11 protein-coding genes are annotated in these 13,006 nt (G+C 72.1%); 4 read left to right on the top strand and 7 right to left on the bottom strand.

All coding sequences use genetic code 11. The features are described from left to right. The first annotated feature begins 28 nt into the window (after positions 1-28). The 4 genes from N553_RS0100860 (at position 29) to N553_RS0100845 (ending at position 5,044) form a co-directional block, all read left to right on the top strand. Positions 29-2,755, top strand: a complete 2,727-nt coding sequence (locus N553_RS0100860; protein WP_156043648.1) for an Ig-like domain-containing protein — start codon at positions 29-31, stop codon at positions 2,753-2,755. 73 nt (positions 2,756-2,828) lie between these two features. Then, positions 2,829-3,968: a sensor histidine kinase gene (locus N553_RS23990; protein ID WP_156043647.1), complete on the top strand. Its 1,140-nt coding sequence runs from the start codon at positions 2,829-2,831 to the stop codon at positions 3,966-3,968. Continuing rightward, positions 3,965-4,627 carry a response regulator transcription factor gene (locus N553_RS0100850; protein WP_028044961.1) on the top strand — a complete coding sequence of 221 codons (663 nt, stop codon included), beginning with the start codon at positions 3,965-3,967 and terminating at the stop codon, positions 4,625-4,627. Before N553_RS23990 ends, N553_RS0100850 begins: the two co-directional genes overlap by 4 nt. A 114-nt stretch (positions 4,628-4,741) precedes the next feature. Then, on the top strand, positions 4,742-5,044 hold the full coding sequence (locus tag N553_RS0100845) for an SHOCT domain-containing protein (protein WP_028044960.1): 303 nt from the start codon (positions 4,742-4,744) through the stop codon (positions 5,042-5,044). A 61-nt stretch (positions 5,045-5,105) separates the two neighbouring features. Here the strand turns inward: N553_RS0100845 and N553_RS0100840 are convergent, their stop codons facing one another. The 7 genes from N553_RS0100840 to N553_RS0100810 form a co-directional block, all read right to left on the bottom strand. Continuing rightward, entirely contained in the window at positions 5,106-6,353 is a 1,248-nt protein-coding gene (locus N553_RS0100840) for an ABC transporter permease (protein WP_028044959.1), read from the bottom strand. Beyond that, positions 6,350-7,069, bottom strand: a complete 720-nt coding sequence (locus N553_RS0100835) for an ABC transporter ATP-binding protein (protein WP_051639726.1) — start codon at positions 7,067-7,069, stop codon at positions 6,350-6,352. Before N553_RS0100835 ends, N553_RS0100840 begins: the two co-directional genes overlap by 4 nt. Next, the gene (locus tag N553_RS20460) at positions 7,066-8,709 is read right to left on the bottom strand and encodes a peptidoglycan-binding domain-containing protein (RefSeq protein WP_034620441.1); all 1,644 of its coding nucleotides are present in this window, start codon (positions 8,707-8,709) and stop codon (positions 7,066-7,068) included. The genes N553_RS0100835 and N553_RS20460 overlap by 4 nt, the downstream gene beginning before the upstream one ends. 47 nt (positions 8,710-8,756) lie before the next feature. Next, on the bottom strand, positions 8,757-9,767 hold the full coding sequence (locus tag N553_RS0100825; RefSeq protein WP_156043646.1) for a hypothetical protein: 1,011 nt from the start codon (positions 9,765-9,767) through the stop codon (positions 8,757-8,759). A gap of 138 nt (positions 9,768-9,905) precedes the next feature. Further along, the gene (locus tag N553_RS0100820) at positions 9,906-11,156 is read right to left on the bottom strand and encodes an ABC transporter permease (protein ID WP_028044956.1); all 1,251 of its coding nucleotides are present in this window, start codon (positions 11,154-11,156) and stop codon (positions 9,906-9,908) included. After that, a complete protein-coding gene (locus tag N553_RS20455) occupies positions 11,153-11,935 on the bottom strand; it encodes an ABC transporter ATP-binding protein (protein ID WP_034620936.1) in 783 nt (260 codons plus the stop codon). Before N553_RS20455 ends, N553_RS0100820 begins: the two co-directional genes overlap by 4 nt. Then, positions 11,932-12,960, bottom strand: a complete 1,029-nt coding sequence (locus N553_RS0100810) for a secretion protein HlyD (RefSeq protein WP_028044955.1) — start codon at positions 12,958-12,960, stop codon at positions 11,932-11,934. Before N553_RS0100810 ends, N553_RS20455 begins: the two co-directional genes overlap by 4 nt. Between the last annotated feature and the right edge of the window lie 46 nt (positions 12,961-13,006).

The raw sequence follows: 13,006 nt of genomic DNA, 5'->3' as shown, positions 1-13,006 counted from the left end.
GGAGAGCTGCCGGACTCGGACGGGTGGTATGAGTCGAGGATCGATCCTGCGACCAGGGGTTGCGATCTTCGCTGCCGTGCTGACCGTCGCCGTCTCGGTCCTCGTCCCGGCGCCGGTCGCCCGCGCGGACTTCGCGTCGCAGTGCAGCGCCCCGGACCGCGTGGCAAGTCAGTCCGAACGCTCGATCTCGGTGCGTCCGGGCGAGGTCGTCCTCGTGGCCGCCGACTTCAGCGGCGGTATCGACGCGCTCCCGCAGGGCGGGACCCTCTGCATCGGGCCAGGGGCGACCCTGTACGGCTTCTACATGAACAACGCGGCGGGGGCGCTCGTCGTGGCCACCGGGGGTGCCCTCGACTTCGCCCCGGTCGTGGTCGGCGCCGGGTTCTCGTTGGACCTCGAGGGGACGGCTCGCTTCGACGCACTGGGCGCCAACGGCAGCGTCGACGTGCGCGTCCACCCCGGCGCCCGTCTCGTGGTCGAGAGCTCGTTCGCGCCGGGCGGCGGCGCCTTCCGCAACGAGGGCGCGTTCGAGGTCCAGGGAGCCCTCGGCGTCAACTCTGCGGTGCGTCTGGAGAACGCGGGCACCCTGCACGTCGCCGGTTCGGCGACGGTCGACGGGACCTTGGACAACTCGGGGGTCGTGACGTTCGGTTCCTTGCTCACGGTCAACGGGTCCGGCGTCCTGCAGAACACCTGCACGTTGAGCACGGCCGGGAGCCTGCTCAACAACGGCTCCGCCTCGGAGAACGCCGGGACCGTCACGGCAGCCGTCACCTTCCTCAACAACGGCGGCTGGCGTCAGTCGGGCGCAGGCGTGCTGACTGCCTCCACGCTGACGGACGACGGCTCCGTCGGGGGCTTCGGTGGGTACCAGTTCTCGGGCCCGACGAGCGTCCAGGGGGCGTTCGTCGGCGACTCCGCCAACGACCCCATCCGCGTGCAGTCCGTCGCGCCGCCGGGGCAGGTGTTCGACGAGCAGACCGGCACGGTCGAGAACGTGGTCCGCACGACAGTCGAGGCCGGCAGCCCGCCGGCGGGTTGCGCACTGCCGGGCGAGGTTCCCGGCGCCGACGTGGCGGCCTTCAAGACGGGTCCGGCCAAAGCCCTGCAGGGTGGCACGGTGACGTACGAGATCCTGGTGACCAACCAGGGGCCCGACGCCGCGAGGGACGTGGTGGTCAGCGACACGCTGCCGGTCGGCTTCGCCCTCGACCCGGCGTCGACCAACGGGACGGTCGTCGGTGGCGCTCTGACCTGGCAGCTCGCGACGTTGCCCCCGGGAGTGCGCCTGTCGCTCAAGTACTCGGGTGTCGTGACGGCGGCACCGCCCGCCACGCTCGTCAACGTGGTGAGCAGCACGTCGACCACCGCGGACCCCGCGCCGTCCAACAACGACGGGAGTGCACAGTCGAGCCGGGTGACCACCGAGGTGGTCGGTGCTCCGCCGCCTGCCAACGTCCCCCCTGCAGCCGGTGACCTCGTCCGTGACACGACGACGGGCATGCTCGTGCTCGGGACGGTGAAGGCGACCGATCCCGACGCCGGGCAGGTGCTCACCTTCTCGCTGCTGACGCCGCCGGCGCGTGGCACCGTCGGCCTGGCCCCGAGCGGTGAGTTCCAGTACTGGTCGGAGCCCGACTTCGCGGGCGTGGACACGTTCACCTACCAGGCGTGCGACAACGGGTCCGGGTCCCTGTGCGACGACGGCCTCGTCACGATCAACGTCCGGCCGGTCGCCACCGACGACCTCGCGCAGACGTTCGTGAGCGTCCCCGTGACCGTGCCCGTCGTCGCGAACGACACCGATGGGGCACCCCTCGACGCGACCACCGTGACCCCGCCGACGAACGGGACGGTCGTCCTCGACCCGGCGACCGGGTCGGCCACCTACACACCCGTCGCGGGGTTCACCGGCGGGGACGCGTTCGGGTACCGGATCTGCTCGCCGACGCAACCCACGTTCTGCGACACCGCGGTCGTCACCGTCACCGTCCTGGTGCGCAACGACCCGCCGACGATCGCGCCGCTCCTCCTGGTCACGACGACCGGCATCCCGGCGACCGGGCTCCTTACCGTCGACGACCCCAACGACGACAACGTCAGCACGCAGTCCGGCATCCCGCCGCGGACGGGCACCGAGCTGGTCGCCCCCGGCGGCTCGACCAGGTACTCGCCTGCCGGCTCGTACGCCGGACGCGACCAGTACGGCGTGTACGGGTGTGACGACGGCGTCCCCCAGCTGTGCGCGACCGCGCGGGTGGACGTGGAGGTCTACCCGGTCGCTGCGCCGGACAGCGTGCAGACCACCGCGGGGACCGCCGTCCAGGTCGACGTCGCGACCAACGACGCAGGTCTCGTCGCGCCACCGATACCTGCAGGTCCGGCGGGACGGATGCCTACCAACGGGACGGTGACGTTCACCGGCAGCATCGCGGACTACGTGCCGCGTGCCGGGTTCACGGGCACGGACACCTTCACCTACTCGATCTGCGCGACGACGGCCCCCGACCTGTGCTCGTCCACGACCGTCACCGTGGTGGTGAGCGCCGCAACCCCGACGGAACCGCCCACGCCCGGCGTGCCGCAACCCGGCCCGGCACCCGGCCCCGGCCCCGGCCCGGCGCCCGGCACGGTCGCAGGCGGCGGTGGGACGATCGCGGCCACCGGCGCCACACCGGGGCCTCTGGTCGTGATCACCCTCGCACTGGTGCTCGGCGGTGGCCTGCTCGTCCGCGTGGCGCGACGCCGCACCTAGTCCTCCAAGCGGAGCGGCCCAGCACTCCGTGCGGACGACGTGGCGGCGGGTGGACCGTGGCTACGGTGGGCGGATGACGCCCGCGCCGTGGACCGGACCACCGTGGGGCCGCGGCCGGTCGACATGGATCGTGGTTCCGGCGACCTTCCTGGCGCTGGTGACGATCCTCGGCTGTGCTGCGGTCAGTGCGTGGCAGGCGTCGGCCAGGTCGTTCGACGCGGTCGCGGCGCTGCTCCTGCTGCTGGCCCCCACCGGGCTCGTGCTGGCCGTGCGTGGCGGGCGGGCAGCCGCGCTCGCAGCATCCGTGTCGGTCATCGGACCGGTGAGCTACCTGGCGCTGGGGTACGGGCCAGGTCCGGCGATGGTGCCGCTCGGCTTCGTGGTCGTGGCCCTGGGGGCCACCCGTCGTCGCGCGTTGTCGTGGGGGTCGGGGACGGTCGGAGCCCTCGCGGTGGGCGCCCTTGCCGTCCGACCCGACGGGCTCAACGGGATCTACGCGACCCTCACCATCACCGGGCTCGCTGCCGCGATGCTCCTCGGGGAGGGTGCCCGCGGTCGAGGGGAACGGCTCCAGGCACTGCGGGCGGCACGGGCGTCACGCGAGGAGTCGGCCGTCGTGGCGGAGCGGCTCCGCATCGCACGTGAGCTGCACGACGTGCTCGCCCACTCGCTGTCGGGGATCACGGTGCAGGCCGGTGTCGGTCTGCACCTCATGGACCGCGAGCCCGGCGCCGCCCGACGAGCGCTCGTCGAGATCCGCGATGCCAGCCGCGACGCGCTCGACGAGGTCCGTGATGTCCTGGGAGTGCTCCGCGCGGACGGCGGGCCGGACGACCAGGCACCGAAGAGCCCCGCAGGTGGTCTGGTGCGCCTCGTCGACCGGGCGCGTGCCGACGGCCTCACCGTTCGCGCCGAGGGCCTGGAGACGCCGGTTCCGCCCCTGGTCGCGCCCGTGCTGCACCGGACGCTGCAGGAGGCGCTGACGAACGTCCGGCGGCACGCCCCGGGCGCGTCCGTCCAGGTGAGGCTGGATGGCGGTCGACCGGTCGTGCTCGAGGTCAACGATGACGGGCCGCCGGTGAGCATGCTCGTCGAGGGGTACGGGCTGCGCGGCATGCGCGAGCGTGCCGCGGCCGTCGGTGGCGCCCTGCTGGTCGAGCCGGGGCCTGACGGCTTCCGCGTGCGCCTCGAGATCCCGGTGGTGGACTCGTGATCCGGGTGCTGCTCGCCGACGACCAGGCGCTCGTGCGGGGTGGGTTTCGAGCGCTCATCGATGCCGAGGCGGACCTGACCGTCGTCGGCGAGGCAGCGACGGGCGACGATGCAGTCCGGCTCGCGACCGAGCTTCTGCCGGACGTCGTCCTCATGGACATACGGATGCCCGGCGGTGACGGCCTGACAGCGACCCGGCGGATCATCGAGGACCCCCGCACGGGCGGGGTGCGGGTGGTTGTGGTGACCACGTTCGAGCTCGACGAGTACGTCGCCGAGGCGATCCGTGGGGGAGCGTCGGGGTTCCTCGTGAAGGACACCGAGCCCGCGGACCTGCTGCGCGCGGTGCGGGTGGTCGCGGCCGGTGACGCGCTGCTCTCGCCGACGGTGACACGTCGGCTGCTCGCGACCGTCGCGCGCGCGACCCGTGAGGTGGCAGAGGTACCGGGCCTGACCGACCTGACGCCACGCGAGCGTGAGGTGCTCACGCTCGTCGCGGAAGGGCTGTCCAACGACGAGATCGGCGCTCGTATGTTCCTGTCGCCACTCACCGTCAAGACCCACGTGCTGCGGGCGATGGCGAAGGTCGGGGCCCGCGACCGGGCGCAGCTGGTGGTCGTCGCGTACGAGTCGGGCGTGGTCCGGCCGGGCTGGGCCTGACGGTCCGGATGGAGCGGGCGGACGCTCCGGCTGGACGACGACGGCCGAGGTTGCCGCGAGCGAGTGTGGTGGTGCGGCCGACGGTCGGCCGCCCCGCACGACCCGGAGGTCATCATGTTCAGCTCGCTCGCCGCGGTGGCGGCACACCCCGTGGGGACGGGCTGGGGCTGGGGTCCCGGCCCCTGGTTCCTGTTCATCCCGTTCTTCTGGCTGGGCGTCGTCGCCCTGTGCATCTTCTTCGGCGCTCGCCGCCGCCGCGCGTACTGGGCGGAGTACGGCGGGTGGGGCCCGCGCGGCGGCACCCAGAGCGCTCGCTCCGTGCTCGCCGAGCGGTACGCCCGCGGCGAGATCGACGAGTCCGAGTACCGGGCCCGCCTCGAGGTACTGCTCGCGACCGGTCCGCAGCCGCCCGCCTGATCGTCAGGCGACCTCCTCGGTGGTCCGTCAGGGACGGGCACGTCGGGGAGGTCGCGACGCGTCAGACGCCCCCGCGCAGCGCGGCGATCGGTTCGATGGACGAGGCCTTGAGCGACGGGTAGAGGCCCGCGAGCAGACCGATCACGCCACCGGCCAGCGCTGCGACCGCCACCATCCGCAGATCGAGGATCGGCGTCCAGTCCTGCGCCGCACTCACCGCGACGACGGCAGCGACGCCGACCGCCGCGCCGATCAGGCCACCCAGCAGCCCGACCACGACCGACTCCACCATGAACTGGGCACCGATGTCCCGGCGCGTGGCACCCAGCGCGCGGCGCAGGCCGATCTCACCGACGCGCTCCAGCACGGACAGCAGCGTGACGTTCGCGATGCCGACGCCGCCGATCAGGAGCGCCACACCGCCGAGCGCCAGGAAGATCGTGTTGACGTCGGTCTGCACGCCAGCCCGGACGGAGGACGTGGCCGGTGGGGTGTCCACGTCGACCGTCTCCGGCGCGTTCGGGTTGAGCGCGACCGGCAGCTGGTCGTGCACCACGGGGCCGGCCGCGACGGCCAGGTGCAGGTCGAGCTCGGCCGGCGACGTGAGGCCGAAGTCCGCTCGTGCGGTGCCCTCGGGGATGATGACGGCGCCGAGGAGGTCCGAGCGACGCGCGACACCGTCGACGATGCCGATGACCTGGTACGCGTCGGTCCCGATGAAGATCGAGGGCTGCCGGTCGACACGCGTCACGCCCAGCCGTTCGGCGGCCTTGGCACCCAGGACGACCACACGGTCACCGCGCGCATCGTGCCCCGAGTCGAAGTAGCGGCCTTGGACCACGTGGCCGCGCACCGCGTCGAGCGCGCCGGGCGACGTGGCCACGACGTCGGGGGACGTGGTGCGCGGCGCGGACGGGTCGTGCACCGGGACGGCCGTCACCTCGACGTCGCCGACGGTGACCGGCGAGATCGTGCCGGCCGCCTCGACGCCGGCCAGCCGCAGGGCGCGTGCGGCGGAGTCCCAGGGGAGCGGCGCCTGCGCATGCTCCTGCCCGTCGCGACCATACGAGGTCGTGGGTCGTGCGGACGCCTGCGTGGCGGCGACCGCGTCGAACTGCTTGTTGATCTGGCCGGATGCCGTCTGGGCGAGACCGACCGTCACGACGACCGACGCGATGCCCAGAACCGTGCCGAGGATGGTGAGCATCAGCCGGCCGGGTCGCGCACCGATGCCGGCCGAGGCCTCGGCGAGCAGGTCGCGGATGCCAAACCGGTCGCTGCGCGCGCCGCGCACCGTCTGCGTCGTCACGTCAGCTCCCGCAGGTGACCGTCGGCGATCCGGACACGACGTTGAGCCCGCGCCGAGACGTCGGCGTCGTGCGTGATCACGAGCAGCGTCAGACCGTCGGCGTGCAGCTCGTCGAAGAGGTCGAGCACGGCGGACGTGCTCTCGGAGTCGAGGTTGCCGGTCGGCTCGTCGGCCAGCAGGACGCGCGGCTGGGCGACGACCGCTCGTGCGACCGCCGTGCGCTGACGCTCGCCGCCGGACAGCACGGTCGGCAGGAAGTCCGTCCGGTGGGCGAGCCCGACACGGTCGAGGGCGCTCATGGCGCGCTCACGGCGCTCCGCGCGCGGTACGCCGCTGTAGAGGGTCGCGAGCATGACGTTCTCCAGGACCGTGCGGTGCGGCATGAGGTGGAACGCCTGGAAGACGAAGCCGATGTGCCCCGCCCGCAGGGCCGCGCGCTCTCGTTCGCCCGAGTCGCGCGTCGGGATGCCGTCGAGCAGGTACTCGCCCTCGGTCGGCCGGTCGAGCAGCCCGAGGAGGTTGAGCAGGGTGGACTTGCCGGAGCCCGAGGGGCCGATCACCGAGACGTAGTCACCCGCCTGCACCACGAGGTCCGTCTGGTGCAGGGCGTGCACCGGCGGATCACCCGCGAACGACCTCGTCGCGGCCCGCAGCTCGAGCACCGGAGCCTGCGGTCCGACGTCCTCCGCCGCGTCGAGCAGCTCCAGGACGCTCATCCCTTCGCCTTCGAGTCCTTGGCCGTGGCCTTCGGGTCCGGCTCGTCCTTCTTGGCGGTTCCCACGACCACCAGGTCGCCGGCGGCGAGCGGCTTCTCCGCCTTCGCGATCTCGACGAAACCGTCCGCGGCCAGCCCCGTCGTCACGGTCACCAGGGTGCTCGCACCGGCCTTGCCGGCGAGCTCGAGCCGGGACTCGCCACCGGGTCCGGCCGTCAGTGCGGCGAGCGGCACGGCCAGCACCTCTCCGTTGGTCGAGCTGACCGGGACACGGACACGGACGTTCGAGTCCTGGAGCGAGGCGGCCTGCTCCGCGGTCAGGGCAGGCAGCGTGAAGACGACCTCCTTGCGGTCACCGGGGGCCGCAGCGTCGTCCTTGGCCGGGTCCGCCGGGGCGGCCGGGTCGGCTGGTGTCTTCGGCTTGGGGTCGCGGACCTCGGTCACGGTGACCGTGAGGTCGGTGTCGTCGACCGACACCGTGCCGGTGGTGCCGACGGGCAGCAGCTCGGTGTCCTCACGCGAGACGACCCCCACCACCTGGATCGTCGCGCCCGACACCGACATGAAGTTCCCCGACACCGTGCCGCCGCGCTGGACGTCCACGCTGTCCACCCGGCGCGGCAGGGTCGGGACGAACACCACCTCGCTCGCCGGCAGGGGGGTGATCGTCGCGCTCTCGGCCTCCGTCTGCCGCTTCTGCGCCGTGCTGAGCTGCAGCTGGGCGGAGGCGACGGCGTCGCGCTCGGCAGCCGTCTGTGGCGCAGCATCGGCTTCCTGGCGTGCGGCGAGGGCCTGGTCCAGCGCGCCCTGTGCCTGGGTGACGGCGACCGGGCTGCACGGCTCGCCCTGCTCAGGTGCGGGCGAACCCCCTTCGGACGAAGGGGAAGGCGCAGGCGCAGGCGCCGGCGAGGCGCACCGCGCCTGCTCGGTCGCCAGGGTCTGCCTGGCGACCGCCACCGCCGTGTCCAGACCGATCAGCGCGGAGCGTGCCTGACCGGTGCCTGCGGCTGCGAGCGCACGCTGGGCTGCCGCCAGAGCGGACTTCGCGCTCCTGACCTCGTCCTGCGCGGACTCGGCGGCCGCGGTCAGGTCCTCGCCGGCCGTCGGCGGCTCGTACCCCACGCGCTGGTACAGGGCACGGACTCCGGCGGCCGTCGCTGCGTCGTACGTGTCGGTGGAGGCGCCCGCGTCGATCCCGAGCGACGCCAGCGCCGCCTTGAGCTGGACGACGTCGGGCCCCGAGACACCGGCCCGGAGCGTCCGGTAGGTCGGCAGGTCCCCGGGCAGCACGATCACCGGGCGGCCCACCACCTCGAGCGCGACCGACGCCGGCTGCAGGATCGCGTCGACCGCCGGCACCTGGCCCGTGACCACTGCCGGTCCGCCGAGGTCTCCGGTCTCGACCCGGAGCGTCACCGGGTCGTCGTACCCGACGTCGCCTCGGATGACGACGGTGTTGGCGATCACCCGGTTCTCGACCGGGACGGTGATCGGCCCCGCGACGGGTGGCGCCGCGTCGGCGGCAGCCTTGCCCGGAGACGTCAGCAGCCGACTCAGCAGCAGCCCGGCGCCGAGGCAGACCACCGCGACGACCGCCATCGCGACGATGGTGCGGCGCCCGGTGGACAGTGGGGAGCTCATGCGTTCTCCTTGCGAGGTAGCGGGCACGGTGGGGAGAGCGGCGTGCCTCAGCCGGCGTTCTCGGCGGCCTTCGCGACGAGAGCGTCCAGCTCCTCCTTGTGCGAGTCGACGAACTCCTGCTCGGCCTTCTTGCTGGCCGCCAGCGTGGCCTTGTCGAGATCGGCCTTCGTGTTGCAGGTGCGGTCGGCGACGGCCGTGGCGATCTCTGTCTTCTTCAGGTCGGCGAGGGCGGTCGGGTCCTGCTCACCGGTCGTCTCGTCGTAGGGGATGCCGTCCGAGGCGGTGTAGATGCTCTGCTGGGCGTCCTGCGGGGTGTCGAAGTCGAAGCCCGCGTCGGCCATGCACTGCGCCCACTCCTCCTGAGCGGCGAGGACGCTCTCGTCGTCCGCGCTGTTCTCGTACAGCTTGCTGATCTCGTCGAACAGCGGCTTGAACTCCGGGTCCTCCCAGATCTGGCCCTGCTCGTACGTCTCGTGCTGGGCCTTGCCCTGGCACCCGGCGGTCGTCCAGTCGTACTCCTGCATGTCGTCCTCGGACGACTCTCCGGACGCGTCGGCGGTCTCGACGCCGGTCGGTGCGGGCTCTTCCTCCTGCTTGCCGTAGAGGGCCTCGTAGTACGCGGTCTGCTCGCTCTCGCTCATGGCCGCGACGGCATCGGCGTTCGGGTCCTCGGGACCCTCGGTCTGCGAGCCGGGCATGTCCTGCCACGTGGTCGCTCCGTAGCCGTACTGCTGGGCGAACTCGAGCGAGTCCCAGTCCGGCATGTCGGCATCCGCCTCGGAGGGGGCCATCGCGCTCGTGTCCTGCGGGATGTAGTCGAAGCCCTGGTCGCGCATGCAGGCGGCGACGATCTCCTCGGAGGCGGCCGCCTGCTCGTTCATCTTGGCCTCGTCCTGGGCGCCGCCCAGGTTGTTCATGATCTCGGAGAGCGGACCCATGTCGTCGGTCGAGGATCCGCCGGTGGGCTCGGAGTCCGCCGGCCCGCCGCTACACCCGGCGACCAGCAGGACGAGCACCGAAGCGGTCGTGATGGCTGCTGCGAACTGAGTCTTTCTCACGTGCGGTTGCCCCCTCGGCGTTGTGGTTGGCGCCCGTCGCGGGGGCGCCGAACGTGACGTTAGTGGTCCGACCGGGGCAGTTGATCCGCCTGTGGGTGGACTTTTGGCCCCGGTGGCCTGCGACCGCTGCATCCCCCCTCAGTAGCGGATCGCGTCGATGACCCGGACGCGCACCGCGAAGCTCGCCGGGATGATCCCAGCCAGCGCACCGACCGCGGTTGCGCAGAGCATCCCGACGACCGCTGCGGAGATCGGGAAGGGCGGCATGTCCTGGATCCCGCCTCCGAACAGGCGGTCGACCGGGATGTTCTTGATGATCGCCACCGAGATCGTCACGCCGACGAGCCCCGCGACGAAGGTGGCGACGACCGACTCGAGCAGCACGCCGAAGAACACGCGGCCCGACGTTGCGCCGAAGGAGCGTCGGATGCCGATCTCACGGATCCGGTAGCGCACCGTCACGAGGGCGATGTTCACCAGGCCGAGTCCGCCGAGCAGAAGTGCCAGCCCGCCGATCCCGATGCCGACGTACGTCGTCGCCCTGCCGAGCCCGCCGCCGCGGTAGGCGTTGTCAGAGACGTCGACCTGCCAGCCGGGCGCGACGCTCTGCATGTCCTGCGTGATCCGCTCGGTCAGCTCGTGCGCCTGGTCGCTCGGCACCCACAGGTACACCGTCGGAACCTGCTGGTTCATCGACGCCGCCATCGACCCCTCGGGCGGTGCCGCACCGCCGGACTGGATGCCCGACCCGTCGGCGCCGATCCACCGGTGGTACGGGGTGTAGAGGGCCATCGCGAGCGGGTCGGCCTGCGGCCAGTCGTTCGCCATCACTCCGACGATCGTCGCGGTGACCGGCGCCCGGTCCCCGATCTCGACGGTCGGGTGGCTGGACAGGTCGTTGAGCCCGAGCTGGTGCAGGAAGGACTCGTTCACGACGAGGGTGGGAGCGAAAGCGGTCTCGTCCACGTCGGTGAACCAGCGGCCCGCGACAGGAACGATGCGGTTGATCGTGCCCAGGTCCGCGTCCACGGTGCGGATCTGGATCGTCCGCTTCCCGGCGGCGAGGCGCACAGGGACTTGCAGCCACGCGTCGCGGCTCGCGTAGGTGATCGAGTAGCGGTCGAGAAGCTCCCCGAACGCGGTGTCCCACTCGGCGGGTGTCGCGGCGGACTGACCCTTCGGGTAGGCGCTCACCATGAGGGTGATCTGGCGACCGTTCTGCCGGTCGGTCTGCTCCTGGGTCGCCTGCTTGAGCATCGCGATGACCGCCGTGACGCTCGTGATGGCGGTGACCGCGCACGCGACGCCGATCAGTGCGAGCAGGACGCGGAGCTTGTGGATCCGCAGCTCGTCCCAGGCCTCGACTATCGCTCCGACGATGCCGGTCATGCGAGCACCTCGGGTTCGGGCATCGGCCGTTCGGTCGCTCGCGACCGGTCGGCGACCAGGGTCGGCACGTCGCCCACCCAGTCCGAGCCCGAGTCCAGCCGGATCGGCACCAGCACTCCTTCGGTCAGGCGGTACTGCCGTTCGGCGCGAGCCGCGACGGCCAGGTCGTGCGTGATGGTGACGAGTGCGGCGCCGGTCTGGGACGCGATCTCGTCGAGCAGGTCCATGACCGAGCCGCCCGTCTCGACGTCGAGCGCGCCGGTCGGCTCGTCGGCGAGGATCACGCGCGGTCCACGCACGAGGGCGCGGGCGATGGCGACGCGCTGCTGCTCACCGCCCGAGAGCTTGTCCGGCATGGTGTCGACCCGGTCGCCGAGGCCCACGCGCTCGAGCATCTGCCGCGCCAGCGTGGCGCGGCGCCAGAACTGCTTCCCGCGGGCGTACAGCAGGGGAGCGGTCACGTTCTCGAGCGCGGTCCGCCCGGGAAGCAGGTTGAACTGCTGGAAGACGAACCCGAAGTCGCGGCCTCGGCGGCGGGTGCGGGTGCCGTGGGAGAGGCGCCCGATCGGAACGCCTTCGAGCAGGTACTCGCCGCTGGTCGGAGCATCCAGCAGACCGAGGATGTTGAGCAGCGTCGACTTGCCCGTTCCCGAGCGGCCGACGACGGCGACGTGCTCGCCGGCGTCGACCGAGAGGGTGACGCCCTGCAGGATGTGCAGCAGGCGGTCGTCGGGCAGCCGGACCGAACGGGTGACGTCGGTGAGCTCGAGCAGGCTCATCCGCCGCACACCGTCGGGTCGTAGTTCATGGTGCAGTCAACGGGCAGGCCGGCCCCGCCGGGCACCGGGATGAACTGCAGGACCGTGTCGCCTGCGGCGAGGCCGTCGGTGACCTGCACGACCTTCCCGTCGGTGAGCCCGAGCGAGACGGCCTTCTTGGTGCTCTCGCCGTCCGCGCCGACGAGCCAGACATTGCCCGTCTGGATCGTGCCCTGCACGGCAGAGATCGGGACCACGACGGCGCCGTCGACCGACCCGTTGAGGATCTCCACGGTCGCGCCGAGACCGGGGAACGCGGTGACGCCCGCCGGGATCGCGCAGGCCACGGTGCCGCTCGACTGCGGTGTCGCGCCCGGGTCCGTGTCGGGGTCCGCGCTGGTGCTCTGCGGAGCGGTACCGACTCGCAGCCCTGCGCAGTCGAACGGCGCCGGTCCGCCGTTGAGCGTCACGCTCGCCTGGGTGGGGGCTCCGACCAGCCGGTACTGCTGGTCAGGCGTGAGTGTCCCGCTCACGGAGAGCGTGCCGGGCGCGACGGTCGCGACCTGGGTCCCCACCGTGACCTCCTGATCCTTCAGCGTGGGCAGCGACAGCGTCCCCGCGACGGGCGACTTCACGACGACCACCTCGACCTTGGGCTTGACCTCGGTCGTGGTGGTCTCACCCGTCTCGGCGTTCGTGGTGACCACGGGGTCCTGTGGCGTCTCCTTGCGGATCTCGAGGATGGGTGTGTCGACAGCCACGACGTCACCGTCCTTGGCCCGCAGCTTCTTGACCGTCCCGGCGAGCGTCGCCTTGACCACGACGGCCGGGTCGGCGACGACGGAGGCCTGGATCGTGACGGCGTTGGTCACCGCGGCCGTCTCCACCTGGACGGTCGGCTCCACGGCGGCGCCCGTCGGCATCAACGAGGTGCCCTCACCGCCGACGTCCGCTCCGGTGAACGCGATCTTGACCAGTGCTGCTGCGATGACCGCCCACAGGAGCAGGCGGACGATCGGAAAGATGATCCTGCGGGTGACCCCCACGGTCGGACTCCTCGGGTCGAGTGGCTGTGCGGGTGCGACGTGGTCG

It is taken from the genome of Cellulomonas sp. URHE0023, from assembly GCF_000688475.1.
Classification (GTDB): Bacteria; Actinomycetota; Actinomycetes; order Actinomycetales; family Cellulomonadaceae; genus Cellulomonas.
The sequence above is the reverse complement of the archived record's forward strand: the minus strand, read 5'-3'. Positions and strand labels throughout refer to the sequence as shown.

What these genes read in the sequence shown, in the direction of transcription:
- N553_RS0100860 (WP_156043648.1), top strand. Translation starts at nt 29, where the DNA reads ATGAGTCGAGGATCGATCCTGCGACCAGGGGTTGCGATCTTCGCTGCC.
- N553_RS23990 (WP_156043647.1), top strand. Translation starts at nt 2,829, where the DNA reads ATGACGCCCGCGCCGTGGACCGGACCACCGTGGGGCCGCGGCCGGTCG.
- N553_RS0100845 (WP_028044960.1), top strand. Translation starts at nt 4,742, where the DNA reads ATGTTCAGCTCGCTCGCCGCGGTGGCGGCACACCCCGTGGGGACGGGC.
- N553_RS0100835 (WP_051639726.1), bottom strand. Translation starts at nt 7,069, where the DNA reads ATGAGCGTCCTGGAGCTGCTCGACGCGGCGGAGGACGTCGGACCGCAG.
- N553_RS20460 (WP_034620441.1), bottom strand. Translation starts at nt 8,709, where the DNA reads ATGAGCTCCCCACTGTCCACCGGGCGCCGCACCATCGTCGCGATGGCG.
- N553_RS0100820 (WP_028044956.1), bottom strand. Translation starts at nt 11,156, where the DNA reads ATGACCGGCATCGTCGGAGCGATAGTCGAGGCCTGGGACGAGCTGCGG.
- N553_RS20455 (WP_034620936.1), bottom strand. Translation starts at nt 11,935, where the DNA reads ATGAGCCTGCTCGAGCTCACCGACGTCACCCGTTCGGTCCGGCTGCCC.